Here is a 13802-nt window from a genome sequence, read left to right on the forward strand (position 1 = left end):
GCCGTCTAGAGTCGGACCATGACTGAAGCCGAAGCCGGACTCCTGGCCCCGCCAAGCGGAGACCCCACCTCATCGCTGATCGAACTGCTGGACCTTGGTGAGCTTGAGGGCGCCCGGACGGACGAGGACATTTTCCTGGGCCCCTCACAGCGGCAGCCGCACCACAGGGTGTTTGGCGGACAGGTGCTGGCGCAGTCACTCGTCGCATCCATCCGGACAGTGGATCGTGAACGATTCGTCCACTCCATGCACGGCTACTTCCTGCGGCCCGGCGACGCCAACAAGCCCATTACCTTCGGTGTGCAGCGGCTGCGCGACGGCCGGTCGTTTTCCGCCCGGCGCGTCCACGCTTACCAGGACGGGGTACCCATCCTGTCCATGATTGCCTCTTTCCAGGGCGAGGACGAAGGGATTGAGCATTCGCTGGCAATGCCGGAAGGAATCCCGGACCCGGAATCATTGCCCAGCACCGCGGACCTGCTGGGCAGGTTCGACCATCCCGTGGCGCGGCATTGGGCTTATGAACGGCCCTTCGACATCCGCCATGTCGATCCGCCGCTGTACGTTTCGGCCGAGGGGCCGCGGGAGGCCCGCAACGCCGTCTGGATGAAGACGTTCGGCCCGATGCCGGACAACACCAACCTGCACCGTGCCGCCCTGGCCTACGCCAGCGACTACACGCTGCTCGAATCCATCCTTCGGCGGCATGGGCTGAGCTGGATCACCCCCGGCATGAACGTTGCCAGCCTGGACCACGCGATGTGGTGGCACCGCCCGGCGCGCGTGGATGAATGGCTGCTCTACGTCCAGGAGTCCCCCAGCGCGCAAGGCGCACGCGGCCTGGCCACCGGCAGGATCTTCAGCCGGGACGGCCAGCATGTGGCCACCGTGGCGCAGGAGGGAATGGTGCGCGTTCCCGCCGATCCGGCGGACACGTAGCACCAGCGCCCGGCACTGGCCCAAGCCCTGGCGCCGGCGGGCATCCTTGCATGGGAAAGGCCGGCACCTGATCAGTTCACAGATCAGATGCCGGCCTTCCTTTTTTGCTTTACGGCCGCTGCCGGTCGCCCGGCGGCTAGTCGCGGGTCAGGCGGCGGTGGGTGACGCGGTGCGGCTTGGCAGCGTCGGGACCCAGGCGCTCCACTTTGTTCTCCTCGTAGGATTCGAAGTTGCCCTCGAACCAGTACCACTTGGAGGGGTTCTCCTCGTCACCTTCGTAGGCCAGGATGTGGGTGGCCACCCGGTCCAGGAACCACCTGTCGTGCGAGACCACCACGGCGCAGCCGGGGAACTCGAGCAGCGCGTTTTCCAGGCTGCTGAGGGTTTCGACATCGAGGTCGTTGGTGGGCTCATCGAGGAGCAGCAGGTTTCCGCCCTGCTTCAGCGTCAGGGCCAGGTTCAGGCGGTTCCGCTCACCACCGGACAGGACACCCGCCTTCTTCTGCTGGTCAGGGCCCTTGAAGCCGAAGGCGGCCACGTAGGCGCGGGACGGCATCTCGACGTTGCCCACCTGGATGAAGTCCAGTCCGTCGGAGACAACCTCCCACAGGGTCTTGTTGGGGTCGATGCCGCCGCGGCTCTGGTCGGCGTAGGAGATCTTGACGGAGTCGCCGATCTTGAGATCGCCGCCGTCCAGGGGTTCCAGGCCCACGATCGTCTTGAACAGCGTGGTCTTGCCCACGCCGTTGGGGCCAATGACGCCCACGATGCCGTTGCGGGGCAGGGTGAAGGACAGCCCGTCGATCAGGGTCCTGTCCTCGAAGCCCTTCTGGAGGTTCTTCGCCTCCAGCACCAGGCCACCCAGGCGGGGTCCCGGCGGGATCTGGATTTCCTCGAAGTCAAGCTTGCGGGTACGGTCCGCTTCGGCGGCCATTTCCTCGTAGCGGGCCAGACGGGCCTTGGACTTGGTCTGGCGGCCCTTGGCGTTGGACCGGACCCACTCAAGTTCCTCGGCGAGGCGCTTGGCCTGCTTGGCATCCTTTTTGCCCTGGATCTCCAGGCGGGCGCGCTTCTTCTCCAGGTAGGTGGAGTAGTTGCCTTCGTACGGGTAGAGGTGCCCGCGGTCCACTTCGGCGATCCATTCCGCCACGTGGTCCAGGAAGTACCGGTCGTGGGTGACGGCGAGGACGGCGCCGGGGTAGCTGGAAAGGTGCTGTTCCAGCCACAGCACGCTCTCGGCGTCCAGGTGGTTGGTGGGTTCGTCGAGGAGCAGCAGGTCGGGCTTCTGCAGGAGGAGCTTGCAGAGCGCCACGCGGCGGCGCTCACCGCCGGACAGGTTGGTGACATCGGCGTCGGCCGGCGGGCAACGGAGGGCGTCCATGGCCTGCTCCAGCTGGGAATCAAGATCCCAGGCGTCGGCGGCGTCGATGGCCTCCTGCAGCTTGCCCATCTCCTCGAGGAGGGTGTCATAGTCAGCATCGGGGCTGGCCATTTCCTCGGAGATCTCGTTGAAGCGCTGGATCTTGCCGTAAATCTCGCCCACGCCTTCCTGGACGTTGCCCAGGACGGTCTTTTCCTCGTTCAGGGGCGGTTCCTGGAGCAGGATGCCCACGCTGTAGCCGGGGCTGAGCCGGGCCTCACCGTTGGAGGGCTGGTCCAGCCCGGCCATGATCTTGAGGATGGTGGACTTACCGGCACCGTTCGGGCCCACAACACCAATCTTGGCGCCCGGGAAGAAGGACATGCTTACGTCATCAAGGATGAGTTTTTCGCCAACGGCCTTGCGGGCCTTGGTCATTGTGTAGATAAATTCCGCCATGGTCTCAAATCTAGTGGGTTGGCGGGCAGATCTCACATTTGCAGCAGACCGGTCGGCTGGATCAGGAACCCACGAAGCACTTGCCGCTGGCCAGTACCGGAAGGACTGTAACGGTCACGGTGCCTTCACGCACCTGCCCAATGACGCAGTCCTTGCCCTCCAGCACGGCCGCTTCGATGGCGTCCGCCTCCAGTCCGGTGGGAGTCCGGCTTTGCGAGACCTGGAGCGCCGCCGGTGCGATGCCCGCTCCGGTCAGGGCGTCGCTGACCTGAGCAGAGGCCGGTTTCGGCGTTCCCGTGGCCAGTTTAGTCAGGGTATCCGTCACGGTCCGTTCCACCGTGTCGGTTGCGGCAGCTGCGGCCGCTGACGCACCCCCGGATGTGTTGGCCAGCGCTTCACTGCTGGCGCCGGCGCCTTGCACCGCAGGGTTCGTGGCCTGCGCGGTCGGCCCCTTCGCATCCGTTCCGGCGGCCGTGGCCGGAGATGATGTCCCGCCGCTGCTGTCCTCGTTTGCCGGTCCGTTCGCGGAGGGACCGGCAACACAGCCTGACAGGAGACTGGCCAGGACGGCGCATGCGAGTGCTGCACCGGCGCGGTTGTTCTGCCGGCGGAAAGGGGTGGGACGCATGGTGTCATTGTGCCATGGTGCCGGCACGGACCGGCTGGGCGGCTGACACCTGCTGGAGCCGCCGAAACCGAAGGGCGCCGATGGCCATACGCACGCCAGGCATTGGGCGGGCGGGCGGAAGACGGCCGGGGGTGCCGCCGTTCCGCCCGCCCGGGACTGGATGGGAACGCTGATACCTGATGCTTCTTTCCTAGACCTCGGCGAGTTCCCCCGTTTCAAGGTCAAGGGAGGCCAGGCCGCCGTCGTTGTCCTCGATGACAACAGCCGCATGGCCTTGGTCTTCGGGGGTTTCGTCTTCGCGGTCTTCCGGTTCGTCCAGGTCCTGGTCGATTCCGGGAGCGTCGTCCGGGGCCGGTGGCTGCTCCACAAGGGAGAGCGCCGGCCTGGAAGCGGTCCGGATGAAGTTTGCCGATCCAAAGGTGAGGTCGTGCCCTACGGCATCGGCGTCGATGATGGTGGAGTGGTACACCCGCCCGTCCTTTTCCCACGTGCGGATCTTCAGCTTGCCCACCACGATGACCGGCTGGCCCTTCCTGATGCTGCAGCCCAGGGTTCCGGCAAGCTGACGGTAGCCCTGCACGGTGAACCAGTTGGTGTGCCCGTCACCCCAGGTCCTGGATTCCCGGTCAAAACGGCGTGTGGTGGAGCCGATGCGGAAGGAGGCTGTTGCCACTCCCCCCGGCGTGGTGGAACTGGTTATCTCCGTGGCCACGAAGCCCCGGATGGTGATCGATTCGCTCATGTCTACGTCCTGTCTGGATGGTGGCGCCTGTAGCAGGCAAGACCAGCATCGCGCCGGACAACAGCCGGCAGGAGGTGCGGGTTGTCCTATGTGGACAACGTCTATGTGGACAGCAAATGTGGAGGAGGAGTGGCCGCTTGATGACACGGCCGGCAGCCGGGCAATGTAAACTTTTTGAGGCGCCGGCCTGATGGCCGGAAGCCAACGCCTCAGTAGCTCAGGGGATAGAGCAGCGGCCTTCTAATCCGCCGGTCGGGGGTTCGATTCCCTCCTGGGGCACCGCAGTGCGCAGCGCCCCGGTCTTTGGACCGGGGCGCTGCGCATTGGCTGCTACGCGTGCAGCCGGTGGGGTGCTTCCACCAGGGACCGGATCACGCTGCCGGCTGCCCCAAGCAGGGCACCCGACTCGCCCACCAGGGACACCGCCACCTGGCTGGACACATATTTGCCCGGCGCATACTTCTCCAGGCCCGCCAGCAGCGGGCCGCGCAGCCACGGCTCGAGGACAGCGAAGTGGCCGCCAAGGACCACGGATTCTATGTTGACCACACGCGCGGCCGAGGCAAGTGCTATCCCCAGGCAGCGGCCAGCCCCTTCGACGGCGGATACCGCCCGGGGCTCCCCGGCCTGCAGCGCATGCATGAGGGCGGACATATGGACCGACCGTGAACCCCCATCCGGGGCCAGTCCCGCTGCGGCGAAGATGGCGTCCTGGCCGGCAACCGTTTCCAGGCAGCCGGTTCCCCCACACGAACAATGCCCTCCGTCAGGGTCCACCACAATATGCCCAACCTCTCCGGCGTGGCCGTGCGGCCCAGTAAACAGCTCGGATCCGATGACAATCCCGCCGCCGACGCCCACCTCGCCGGAGACGAAGAGGAAGTCAGACGCGCCGTCCGGCCGGTGCCGCAGTTCGGCTAGGGCTGCAGCATTGGCCTCGTTGAACAGTTCCACGCCCAGGGGAGCTTCGGGCAGCAGTGCATCAAGGTCGAGGTCCACGTTGACCCAACCCAGGTTGGGGGCGGTGAGCACCCGCGCCAGGGCAGGGTCAACCAGCCCGGGCACAGCCAGGCCGCCGCCCAGGACCTCGACGCCCTGCTCCCCCGCCGCACTCCGGACCCGGGCCGCCAGGGCTGCGAGCGCGCCCAGCACAGGCCCGTCCGGGCTGTTGCGGTTGTCGCGTTCCTGCTCCTCCCGGACCAGGACGGACCCGGCGAGGTTCACCACGGCTGCGGAGATGTAGTCCACGTTGATTTCCATCCCCATGACGGCCCGGCTGGGGCTGAGTTCCAGCCCCACACCCGGCCGGCCGCGCCCCTGCGGGTTGAGACCTATCTCCCGAATGATCCCTGTGTCCAGGAGGTCCAGCACCAGGCTGGACACCGATGCCTTGGTCAGGCCGGTGGCACCGGCCACCTGGGCACGGCTGGGGTGGGTGCCGGGCGGGAACTCAGCGATCGCGCCCAGGACCAGCGCCAGGTTGCTGCGCCGGACATCGCCCACGCTTCCGGGGGCTGAGCCTCCCGGCCCCGCCACTGCAGGCGCCGCCATCACCATCACAAACCTCCACAGGTAAGGCTTCTCGCACATTTTCCGGCTGATACCAGCCTGGACTCTTGACCCCAGCCTACGTCCGCTCATATAGTTCAGGCAATGAACTAAAGCTTCGCAACCCCGCGGAGCGCACGATCGCAAGGACGCATCATGACTCTCTCGCCCACCCCCGCCGACAAGTTCACTTTTGGTCTCTGGACCGTCGGCTGGACCGGTGCCGATCCCTTCGGCGTCGCCACCCGCTCTCCCCTTGATCCCGTGGAAGCCGTCCACCGCCTGGCGGAGCTCGGCGCCTACGGCATCACCTTCCACGACAACGACCTGGTCCCGTTCGAGGCCTCCGCTTCGGAGCGGGACCTCATCCTCAAGAACTTCCGCGCAGCCCTGGCAGAAACCGGGCTGAAAGTTCCCATGGTGACCACCAACCTCTTCAGCCACCCGGTCTTCAAGGACGGCGGCTTCACCTCCAATGACCGGTCGATCCGCCGCTTCGCCCTGTCCAAGGTCCTGCGCAACATTGACCTGGCCGCCGAACTCGGCGCCGAAACCTTTGTGATGTGGGGCGGCCGGGAAGGCAGCGAATACGACGGCTCCAAGGACCTCGCCGCCGCCCTGGACCGCATGAAGGAAGGCGTTGACACCGCCGCCGGCTACATCAAGGACAAGGGCTACAACCTGCGCATTGCGCTTGAGCCCAAGCCGAACGAACCCCGCGGCGACATCTTCCTGCCCACCGTGGGCCACGGCCTGGCCTTCATTGCCCAGCTGGAGCACGGCGACATTGTGGGCCTGAACCCCGAAACCGGGCACGAGCAGATGGCCGGGCTGAACTTCACCCACGGCATCGCCCAGGCCCTGTGGGCCGGCAAGCTCTTCCACATTGACCTCAACGGCCAGCGCGGCATCAAGTACGATCAGGACCTCGTCTTCGGCCACGGTGACCTGACCAGCGCCTTCTTCACCGTCGACCTCCTGGAAAACGGCTTCCCCGGCGGTGGCCCCAAGTATGACGGCCCCCGGCACTTCGACTACAAGCCCTCGCGCACCGACGGCTACGACGGCGTCTGGGAATCCGCGAAGTCCAATATGGCCATGTACCTGCTGCTGAAGGAACGGGCGCTGGCCTTCCGCGCCGACCCCCAGGTGCAGGAAGCCCTCAAGGTCTCCGGCGTCTTCGAGCTCGGCGAACCCACCCTCAGCGCCGGTGAAACCACCGCCGACCTGCTGGCGGACGCCGCAGCATTCGAAGATTTCGACGCCGACAAGGCCGCTGAACGCTCCTTCGCGTTCGTCCGCCTCAACCAGCTCGCCATCGAACACCTCCTGGGCGCCCGCTAGGCCATGGTGCTCGTCGCAGGCATCGACAGCTCCACCCAATCCTGCAAGGTGGTGGTCCGCGATGCGGACACCGGAGCACTGGTCCGCCAGGGCCGTGCCACGCACCCTGCCGGGAGCGAGGTTCATCCGGACCATTGGTGGACCGCCCTCCAAAAGGCGGTGGCCGACGCCGGCGGGCTGGATGACGTCAGCGCTGTCTCGGTGGGCGGCCAGCAGCATGGCATGGTCTGCCTGGACAGCGACGGTGCCGTGATCCGCCCGGCGCTGCTGTGGAACGACACCCGCAGCGCCGGGGCGGCCGTGGAGCTCATCAGGAGTGCCGGCGGCGGTGACCCCGCCGCCGGAGCGGAGTATTGGGCGCGTGCCACCGGGACTGTTCCCGTTGCCTCACTGACCGTGACCAAGCTGCGCTGGCTGGCAGCGAACGAACCTGAGAATGCGGCGAAGGTGGCCGCTGTCTGCCTTCCACATGACTGGCTGACCTGGCGGCTTGCGGGCTTCGGCCCGGGCAGTGGGGCCGAAGGACTGGCAGCCCTTGCCACGGACCGCTCTGACGCCTCAGGCACGGGGTACTACTCGACGGCGGAGGGCAGGTACCTTCCGGACGTCCTGTCCGCGGCGCTCGGCCATGTTCCGGCCGTCCCCAAGGTACTTGGCCCGCTGGCGGCGGCCGGACGCACTCCGGAGGGCAGCCTTCTGGCTGCCGGTGCCGGGGACAACGCGGCCGCCGCGCTCGGAGCCGGTGCGGGTTTGGGCGACGTCGTGATGTCCCTGGGCACATCCGGTACTGTTTTTGCAGTTTCGGAGACGCCGGCGGCAGATGCGTCCGGACTCGTGGCGGGGTTTGCCGACGCTGCCGGGCATTACCTGCCGCTGGTCTGCACCTTGAACGCCACCCGTGTTTTCGATGCCACGGCTGCCCTGCTGGGCGTGGACCTGCCGGAGTTCAACAGGCTGGCCCTGTCAGCAGGTCCCGGCGCCGGAGGGCTCACCCTGGTCCCCTACCTTGACGGGGAGAGGACGCCCAACCTGCCCGATGCGACCGGTTCCCTGCATGGCATTACCCGGGCCAACTACACCCCCGCCAACCTGGCGCGCGCCGCCGTCGAAGGCGTGGTCTGTTCCCTGGCCGACGGCCTGGCCGCGCTGCAGGCCCAGGGTGTGGCTGTCCGCAGGATCCTCCTGGTGGGCGGAGGCGCCCAGTCGGCCGCCGTACAGGAAGTCGCAGCGGGCCTGCTGGGAACACGCATCACCGTGCCACAACCTGGGGAGTACGTTGCCGACGGTGCGGCGCGCCAGGCAGCGGCGGCACTCACCGGACGCTTCCCCGCCTGGGCGGCTGACGCCGTCGACCTTCCGCAGGGGACGGACGACGGCGGCGTGCTGGCCAGGTACCGGAGGTTCGCCTCGCTGTACACCCGGGACAGCAATAAGTAGCAGAGAAGGAAAAGGACCCGGACCGGCGGTGGTGCATCCACCTCGGGTCCGGGTCCTTCCATGTGGGGCGCAGGCTCCTGCCGTGACGTAGCAGGAGCCCGCGGTCTGGATCAGGTCAGGCGTACGGGAGGACAAGCTCCGCGTAGCGCTCCTTCACTGTGGCCAGGACGGTGTTGCCGTCCGTGTCCCAGATCTCCTGATTGAAAATTTCCACTTCGATGTCGCCGGTGTAGCCGGCGTCGCGCACCCAGGTGCCGATCGTCGCGAAGTCCACCACGCCGTCGCCCATGTAGCCGCGGGACAGCAAGGGATCGGCCGCGATCGGCATGTTGAAGTCGCACACCTGGTAGGAGGCGATGCGGTTTTCCCTGCCGGCGCGTTCGATCTGCGCCTTCAGTGCGGGGTCCCACCAGACATGGAAGGTATCGACGGCGACCCCCACCGTTGAAGCGTCGAAGGGCGCTGCGAGGTCCAGGGCCTGGCCCAGGGTGGAAATGAGCGCCCGGTCCGCGGCGTACATCGGGTGCAGCGGTTCCAGCACCAGGCGGACGCCGTGGTCCCGCGCGAAGGGCACCAGATCGGCGAGCCGGTCCGCCACGCGCCGGCGTGCCGCCACCACGTCCTTCTCCCCCGGCGCCAGGCCGCCGACCACCAGGAACAGTTCCGTGGTGTCCAGTGCCACCGCCTCGAGGATGGCGGCGCGGTTGTCAGCGAGGGCCGCGGCCTGGCCTTCGGCGTCCGCCGCGGTGAGGAATCCGCCGCGGCACAGGGACGAAACCCGGAGCCCGGCGTCCTTGATCAGGCGGGCGGCCTTGTCCAGGCCGGCTTCCTCCACCCGGTCCCGCCAGGGGCCGATGGCAGGGATTCCGGCGTTGACGCAGCCCTCCACCACCTGGGCAAGCGTCCACTTCTTGGTGGTGGCGCTGTTGATGGAAAGGCGGGAGAAGTCGCTCATACTCCCACCCCGTTGATGCGCAGGTAGTCGGACATCCGGAATGCAGCCAGTGCGGGGTCCTTCAGCAGGCCGGCCTGATCGGCCAGTTCGAAGGTCCTGGCCAGGTGGCAGACCGAGCGGCCGGAGTGCAGGCCGCCCACCATCTGGAAGCCGGGCTGCTTGCCGTTGAGCCACGACATGAACGCAATGCCGGTCTTGTAGTAGAAGGTGGGGGCGCTGAAGATGTGCTTGCCCAGTTCCCGGGTGGAGTCCAGGATTTCCCGTGCCTTCGCGGGGTTGCCGGCGTCGTAGTTCTGCAGGGCCACCGAGGCGGCCGGGTAGATCGCCGCGAAGATGCCCAGCAGGGCGTCTGAGTGATGGCTGCCGTCACCGTCGATCAGCTCCGGGTAGTTGAAGTCGTCGCCGGTGTAGAGGCGGACGCCCTCGGGCAGTGCTGCGCGAAGGGCAACCTCGTGGCTTGCATCCAGCAGCGAGACCTTGACGCCGTCCACCTTGTCCGCGTTGTCCCTGATGAGGCCCAGGAAGGTTTCGGTGGCGGCCGGAACATCATCGGAGCCCCAGTAGCCGGCCAGCGCTGGATCGAACATGGTGCCCAGCCAGTGCAGGATGACCGGCTGGTCCACTTCCTGCAGCAGGGTGGAATAGACCCTCAGGTAGTCCTCGGGGCCGGCGGCAACCCTGGCCAGGGCGCGGGAGGCCATCAGGATGACTTTGGGGCCCGCCTCGCTGATCACGGCGATCTGCTCGCGGTAGGCCTCGAGCACCGCCTTGATGCCCGCTTCGCCGGAGGGCAGTGCGTCGATGTCCAGCTGGTCGGTGCCGGCGCCGCAGGAGACCAGGTCCCGGACGGATTTGCCGGCGGTGGCCGGGTTGTTGGCGGAAACCACCGACGCGGCCTCCACTCCCGTGCGCTTGATCAGCTGCTGCGTTGCGGCCCAGTCCAGGCCCATTCCGCGCTGGGCGGTGTCCATGGCGTCGGCTACGCCCAGCCCGTAGGACCACAGTTCGTGGCGGTACGCCATGGTGGCGTCCCAGTCCAGGCGGGCAGGGGCACCGGGCGTGTTGTCGGCCAGGACCTCGGGGATGACGTGGGCGGCTGCGTAGGCGCGCCGTGCGGTCAGGGGCGCCGTGGGCCGGGTCCAGGTGGTGCCGCCCCGCAGGCGGTATTCCCTGGTGCCGCCGTCTTCGGAGGGAAGGATAAGGGACGTCATTAGAGGGTGATCTCCGGGATATCGATGGTGCGGCGTTCGTCATTGGACTGCAGGCCCAGTTCGGCCAGCTGGACGCCCCGGGCTGCGGAGAGCAGGCCGAAGCGGTGCTCGCGGCCGGCCACAACATCGCGGAGGAACTCCTCCCACTGCAGCTTGAAGCCGTTGTCCAGCTCAGCGTTGGCCGGCACTTCCTGCCACTGGTCACGGAAGGACTCCGTGACGGGCAGGTCCGGGTTCCAGACGGGCTTGGGGGTGTGGGCGCGCTGCTGGGCCACGCACTTGTTCAGGCCGGCGACGGCGGAACCGAGCGTGCCGTCCACCTGGAACTCCACCAGTTCGTCGCGGTACACACGCACTGCCCAGGAGGAGTTGATCTGGCCGATGACTTCGTCCCCGGCCGGAGTCTCGAGTTCAAAGATGCCGTAGGAAGCGTCATCGGCGGTGGCCTTGTATTCCTTGCCCGCCTCGTCCCAGCGGGCGGGGATGTGGGTGGCAGTCTTGGCGTTGACGCTCTTGACCTTGCCGATGATGCCCTCGAGGACGTAGTTCCAGTGGCAGAACATGTCAGTGGTCATTCCGCCGCCGTCTTCCTTGCGGTAGTTCCAGGACGGACGCTGGGCCGCCTGGATGTCGCCTTCGAAGACCCAGTAGCCGAACTCGCCGCGGATGGAGAGGATGCGGCCGAAGAAGCCCTCGTCCACCAGGCGGCGGAGCTTGACCAGGCCGGGGAGGTACAGCTTGTCGTGGACTACGCCTGCCGTGACGCCGGCTTCCTTGCCGATCCGGGCCAGCTCAATGGCTTCCTCGAGGGTTTCGGCCGTGGGCTTTTCGGTGAAAATGTGCTTGCCGGCCAGCATGGCCTTCTTCAGGGTGGCGGCACGGAGGCTGGTCATGGAGGCGTCGAAGACGACGTCGACAGTGGGGTCGCTGATCACGGCGTCCAGGTCGGTGGTCCATTCGGAGACCTTGTGCTTTTCCGCCAGTTCGCGGATCTTGGCCTCGTTGCGGCCCACCAGGATGGGTTCAACCTGGACCCGGGTGCCGTCCTCGAGGGTGAAGCCGCCGGCGTCGCGGATGGGAAGGATGGAGCGCCGCAAGTGCTGGCGGTAGCCCATCCGGCCGGTAATGCCGTTCATGGCGATGCGGATTGTTTTGGTTTCGAAGCCCATGTGTCCTCCACGGTGAGTGAGCAATGTACTCAAGCTGATTGGGAAAGCGCGTTCCCACTACTTCAATAATGCACGGCGCGCTTTCAGTTGGCAAGCGCTTTCCGGAAGTAGTTTGAACTGCCATAATGTGCTTAGCCTTTGAGCCCGTTCGACGACCAGGAGATGCAGTGGCTGCAAGTACCCTTACCGAGGTGGCGCGCCTGGCCGGCGTCTCGCCCGCCACCGCTTCCCGTGTGCTGAACGGTTCGGCCCGTAAACCGGGCAAGGACATTGCCGAACGCGTGCGGCAGGCAGCGGATTCGCTGGGCTACATCCCCAACGCGCAGGCGCAGGGCCTGGCGAAGTCCAGTTCCGGCCTGATCGGGCTGATCGTCCATGACATCGCCGACCCCTATTTCGCGGCCATTGCCAGGGGCGTGCAGGAAGCCGCCCGGGAACAACGCAAAATGGTGCTGCTCGCCACCACCGGCGGCGGCCCGGCCGAAGAGAAGGAAGCGGTGGCCGCCTTCGCGGCGCGCCGCGCAGATTCCATTGTGATCGCCGGCTCACGTTCCTGCCGTGACGAGGACCGGGACGACAACGCAGAACTGGCCGCCGAACTGGACCGGTACTGCCGCAACGGGGGCCAGGTTGCCGTAGTGGGACATCCCGTTGTGGGCGCAACCGCAACGGAGGGATACCACGTCGTCAAAGTCCCCAACCAGGAGCTTGCCCGGCAGCTTGCCACCGGGCTTGCGGAGGGCTGGGACGGTGGCTTCGTCATCGTGGGCGGCCCCGAGGGACTCCTGACATCGGATGACCGGGTCCGCGGCTTCCAGGAAGGACTGGAGCGCGCCGGACGGCGGCTGGCAGAGGTGCTCCGGACAGGGTTCAACCGGTCCGGTGGGTATGACGCCGGACTTCAACTGGCCGCCAGGATCAAGGCGGCCCGGTCCGGGGACACGCCGGCACCGAGGCTGTGCATCTTCGCCGTCAACGACGTGATGGCCATTGGTGCCGCGGCGGCGCTGCGGTCCGAGGGGCTGCGGATTCCGCGCGACGCCGCCATCGCCGGCTTCGACGATATTGAAACCCTCCGCGACTTCCGGCCGGCGCTTTCCACAGTCCGGCTGCCCCTGGAGGACATCGGGCGCATTGCCACCCGGTCCACCGGCCCCGGGAGCCATGCCGAAGAGCCGGAAGGCCCGGCTGCGAATGGCATCACCGGCGAGGTCACCCTGCGGCGCAGCACGGAAACGGCAGCCTGATGGCACCACGAAGGCTGACAGCGGTTCCGGCGTGCCCGGAAGCCGATGGCGCACGTCCCGCCATCCTGGTGCTGCCGGGCGGGGGCTATGCCCGCCAGGCCGACCACGAAGCGGAGCCGGTGGCACAGTGGCTTGCCTCGCTGGGGATCCACGCCTTTGTGCTCCGTTACCGGGTGGCCCCGGACCGGCACCCCGCTCCACTGGAGGACGCCAAGGAAGCCATGCTGCATATCCGGACCGGGCAGCACGGGCTGGCCGTGGATGCGGACCGCGTTGGCGTCCTGGGGTTCTCCGCCGGCGGGCACCTGGCCGCCACCCTCAGCACGGCGGCTGCGACGGGAAACCGGGACCTCGACGTTCCCGCAGCCGTGCCGGACATTTCGGTGCTTTGCTACCCCGTCGCGTCGCTGACGCATGAAACGCATGACGGATCGGTGGCGAACCTTCTCGGCGACGCGCCGCCGTCGGCCCTCCTCACGGCACTCTCCGCGGAGTTGAACGTCACGCCCGGCACGCCGCCGGCGTTCCTCTGGCACACGGCCGACGACGAGGCAGTCCCGGTCAGCAACAGCCTTAACTACGCCAGGGCGTTGATTGCCGCGGGAGTTCCTGCGGAACTGCACGTCTTCCCGGAAGGAAGGCATGGGCTGGGACTGGCTGCCGGGGAACCGGGGCCGGCCCAGTGGACGTCACTGTGCGCAGCGTGGCTGGAGCGTGCCGGGTGGGCCAACTCCCCCACTGGAGCGCAAGGCAACTGAAGCGG

12 protein-coding genes and 1 tRNA gene are annotated in these 13802 nt (G+C 67.2%); 6 read left to right on the forward strand and 7 right to left on the reverse strand.

The window, feature by feature from the left end; all coding sequences use genetic code 11:
• Positions 1-18 precede the first annotated feature (18 nt).
• The gene (locus FBY33_RS16620) at positions 19-939 is read left to right on the forward strand and encodes an acyl-CoA thioesterase (RefSeq protein ID WP_142031496.1); all 921 of its coding nucleotides are present in this window, start codon (positions 19-21) and stop codon (positions 937-939) included.
• 136 nt (positions 940-1075) lie between these two features.
• Here the strand turns inward: FBY33_RS16620 and ettA are convergent, their stop codons facing one another.
• From ettA to FBY33_RS16635, 3 genes are all read right to left on the reverse strand, one after another.
• Positions 1076-2758: an energy-dependent translational throttle protein EttA gene (gene ettA, locus FBY33_RS16625; protein ID WP_056336225.1), complete on the reverse strand. Its 1683-nt coding sequence runs from the start codon at positions 2756-2758 to the stop codon at positions 1076-1078.
• A gap of 61 nt (positions 2759-2819) precedes the next feature.
• On the reverse strand, positions 2820-3386 hold the full coding sequence (locus FBY33_RS16630) for a DUF6993 domain-containing protein (RefSeq protein ID WP_142031497.1): 567 nt from the start codon (positions 3384-3386) through the stop codon (positions 2820-2822).
• Positions 3387-3576: 190 nt separating this feature from the next.
• Positions 3577-4128, reverse strand: coding sequence for a single-stranded DNA-binding protein (locus FBY33_RS16635; protein ID WP_142031498.1), 552 nt, complete (start codon positions 4126-4128; stop codon positions 3577-3579).
• Positions 4129-4334: 206 nt separating this feature from the next.
• Between FBY33_RS16635 and FBY33_RS16640 the strand changes: the two genes are divergently transcribed.
• Positions 4335-4407, forward strand: a tRNA-Arg gene (locus FBY33_RS16640).
• A 51-nt stretch (positions 4408-4458) separates the two neighbouring features.
• Here FBY33_RS16640 and FBY33_RS16645 read toward each other — a convergent pair.
• Positions 4459-5685, reverse strand: coding sequence for an ROK family protein (locus FBY33_RS16645; protein ID WP_142032979.1), 1227 nt, complete (start codon positions 5683-5685; stop codon positions 4459-4461).
• A 147-nt stretch (positions 5686-5832) separates the two neighbouring features.
• Between FBY33_RS16645 and xylA the strand changes: the two genes are divergently transcribed.
• Complete coding sequence (gene xylA / locus FBY33_RS16650) at positions 5833-7020, forward strand: xylose isomerase (protein WP_142031499.1); 1188 nt, start codon at positions 5833-5835, stop codon at positions 7018-7020.
• Positions 7021-7023: 3 nt separating this feature from the next.
• The gene (gene xylB / locus FBY33_RS16655; protein ID WP_142031500.1) at positions 7024-8457 is read left to right on the forward strand and encodes a xylulokinase; all 1434 of its coding nucleotides are present in this window, start codon (positions 7024-7026) and stop codon (positions 8455-8457) included.
• Between the two features lie 115 nt (positions 8458-8572).
• Here xylB and FBY33_RS16660 read toward each other — a convergent pair whose 3' ends face one another.
• From FBY33_RS16660 to FBY33_RS16670, 3 genes are read right to left on the reverse strand one after another with little or no spacing between them, the layout of a single operon-like run.
• Positions 8573-9412 (reverse strand): sugar phosphate isomerase/epimerase family protein, encoded by an 840-nt coding sequence (locus FBY33_RS16660; RefSeq protein ID WP_142031501.1) that lies wholly within the window; start codon positions 9410-9412, stop codon positions 8573-8575.
• Positions 9409-10623 carry a dihydrodipicolinate synthase family protein gene (locus FBY33_RS16665; RefSeq protein WP_142031502.1) on the reverse strand — a complete coding sequence of 405 codons (1215 nt, stop codon included), beginning with the start codon at positions 10621-10623 and terminating at the stop codon, positions 9409-9411. The genes FBY33_RS16660 and FBY33_RS16665 overlap by 4 nt, the downstream gene beginning before the upstream one ends.
• On the reverse strand, positions 10623-11792 hold the full coding sequence (locus tag FBY33_RS16670) for a Gfo/Idh/MocA family protein (RefSeq protein ID WP_142031503.1): 1170 nt from the start codon (positions 11790-11792) through the stop codon (positions 10623-10625). The genes FBY33_RS16665 and FBY33_RS16670 overlap by 1 nt, the downstream gene beginning before the upstream one ends.
• Before the next feature lie 167 nt (positions 11793-11959).
• On the opposite strand from FBY33_RS16670, the gene FBY33_RS16675 reads away from it, so the two are divergent.
• The gene (locus tag FBY33_RS16675; protein WP_142031504.1) at positions 11960-13039 is read left to right on the forward strand and encodes a LacI family DNA-binding transcriptional regulator; all 1080 of its coding nucleotides are present in this window, start codon (positions 11960-11962) and stop codon (positions 13037-13039) included.
• Positions 13039-13797, forward strand: a complete 759-nt coding sequence (locus tag FBY33_RS16680) for an alpha/beta hydrolase (RefSeq protein WP_142031505.1) — start codon at positions 13039-13041, stop codon at positions 13795-13797. The genes FBY33_RS16675 and FBY33_RS16680 overlap by 1 nt, the downstream gene beginning before the upstream one ends.
• The last annotated feature ends 5 nt before the right edge of the window (positions 13798-13802 follow it).

The sequence above is a fragment of the Arthrobacter sp. SLBN-112 genome (assembly GCF_006715225.1).
In the GTDB taxonomy this organism is placed as follows: domain Bacteria; phylum Actinomycetota; class Actinomycetes; order Actinomycetales; family Micrococcaceae; genus Arthrobacter.

Bases quoted from the DNA above. Each gene is read 5' to 3' on its own strand.
- FBY33_RS16620 (WP_142031496.1), top strand. From the start codon at position 19: ATGACTGAAGCCGAAGCCGGACTCCTGGCCCCGCCAAGCGGAGACCCC.
- ettA (WP_056336225.1), bottom strand. From the start codon at position 2,758: ATGGCGGAATTTATCTACACAATGACCAAGGCCCGCAAGGCCGTTGGC.
- FBY33_RS16630 (WP_142031497.1), bottom strand. From the start codon at position 3,386: ATGCGTCCCACCCCTTTCCGCCGGCAGAACAACCGCGCCGGTGCAGCA.
- FBY33_RS16635 (WP_142031498.1), bottom strand. From the start codon at position 4,128: ATGAGCGAATCGATCACCATCCGGGGCTTCGTGGCCACGGAGATAACC.
- FBY33_RS16645 (WP_142032979.1), bottom strand. From the start codon at position 5,685: ATGGTGATGGCGGCGCCTGCAGTGGCGGGGCCGGGAGGCTCAGCCCCC.
- xylA (WP_142031499.1), top strand. From the start codon at position 5,833: ATGACTCTCTCGCCCACCCCCGCCGACAAGTTCACTTTTGGTCTCTGG.
- xylB (WP_142031500.1), top strand. From the start codon at position 7,024: ATGGTGCTCGTCGCAGGCATCGACAGCTCCACCCAATCCTGCAAGGTG.
- FBY33_RS16660 (WP_142031501.1), bottom strand. From the start codon at position 9,412: ATGAGCGACTTCTCCCGCCTTTCCATCAACAGCGCCACCACCAAGAAG.
- FBY33_RS16665 (WP_142031502.1), bottom strand. From the start codon at position 10,623: ATGACGTCCCTTATCCTTCCCTCCGAAGACGGCGGCACCAGGGAATAC.
- FBY33_RS16670 (WP_142031503.1), bottom strand. From the start codon at position 11,792: ATGGGCTTCGAAACCAAAACAATCCGCATCGCCATGAACGGCATTACC.
- FBY33_RS16680 (WP_142031505.1), top strand. From the start codon at position 13,039: ATGGCACCACGAAGGCTGACAGCGGTTCCGGCGTGCCCGGAAGCCGAT.